The sequence below is a fragment of the Bathymodiolus platifrons methanotrophic gill symbiont genome, from assembly GCF_002189065.1.
Classification (GTDB): domain Bacteria; phylum Pseudomonadota; class Gammaproteobacteria; order Methylococcales; family Methylomonadaceae; genus Methyloprofundus.
The window spans coordinates 1-1,029 of the sequence record NZ_BDMN01000416.1; the positions used below are offsets into that span (position 1 = coordinate 1).

Below are 1,029 nucleotides of genomic sequence, written 5' to 3' on the forward strand. Positions count from 1 at the left end.
CTGTTGATCATGCGACTAATACAGTCATTGCTTATGTATTTGGCAAGCGTAAAGATGATGTTTTCAAAGAGCTAAAAGCCTTACTGACTCCTTTTGAAATAAGCAGATATTATACAGATGACTGGGGGGCTTATGAGCGAAACTTAGATGTAAATGAACATGAAATAGGCAAACAAAACACTCAAAAAATTGAACGAAAAAACCTAAATTTTAGAACATGGGTTAAACGCTTAACGCGTCGAACAATCTGTTTTTCCAAAATAGAACAAATGCATGATATTGTCATTGGACTATTAATTAATAAAGTCGAATTTGGACGAGATATTCATGCCTAATAACAGATTTAACCCACTACCAAGAAATTGTAGTCGCGCTAGACGATAAACGTAAAAATTTACCACTAAATAAACTATTAGACTGTAAGACTTTAGGGGTGCATATTATAGATTTACTCGATTTCTATGAACGAGAGCAAGGATTGATTTTACTGGATAGCCATACTTTAAGTTGGGTTGTTTTTTCAGATGGGTTTGAATTCAGTGGAGTGAAATCAGTGACTAAGGAATAAGCACGAAACAACTTCCCGATATTAATTATTCTTGAGGAATTGCACGGTAATTCCATTTTGGTAAATGTGTATCAAATACAATCGGCATTATTTCTTTGAAGTCAGCGGCATATTTTCGTCCTGTCTCGTATATTTTGTCGAGTATGTGAACAATTGTTGTTAGTCCTTTTGACGTTGATGTTCTAGAAATCAATGTTTTAACTGTTTCAACCGAGTCAAATACAACACCTTCACAAGCACGAGTCACATGAGGAAAAAAACGATGTTCAATGGGATTATACTTGGAGGTATAAGGAGGATAGTGGGCAATCCTAATTTCCAATCCAAGTGCATTCGCAGTCTTTTGTAAATCTTCTTTAAAAATGTAGTGCCGTGAGCTGTTACTCCCTCCACCATCGCAAAGGATCAACAATGATTTTGCTTTAGGATAATGAATAATACCCTCGTTTACCCACCATTGA

At 35.6% G+C, this 1,029-nt stretch carries 3 protein-coding genes; 2 read left to right on the plus strand and 1 reads right to left on the minus strand.

Features of this window, described 5'->3' with window-relative positions; translation table 11 throughout:
- Both CDZ78_RS18525 and CDZ78_RS23915 read left to right on the plus strand, forming a co-directional pair.
- Positions 1–335, plus strand: a 335-nt coding sequence (locus CDZ78_RS18525; protein WP_244559290.1) for an IS1 family transposase, incomplete at its 5' end; no start/stop codon positions are given.
- 98 nt (positions 336–433) lie between these two features.
- On the plus strand, positions 434–568 hold the full coding sequence (locus tag CDZ78_RS23915) for a hypothetical protein (protein WP_280175601.1): 135 nt from the start codon (positions 434–436) through the stop codon (positions 566–568).
- A 25-nt stretch (positions 569–593) separates the two neighbouring features.
- Here CDZ78_RS23915 and CDZ78_RS18530 read toward each other — a convergent pair.
- On the minus strand, positions 594–1,029 hold a 436-nt coding region (locus CDZ78_RS18530; protein WP_444979218.1), incomplete at its 5' end, for an ISAzo13-like element transposase-related protein.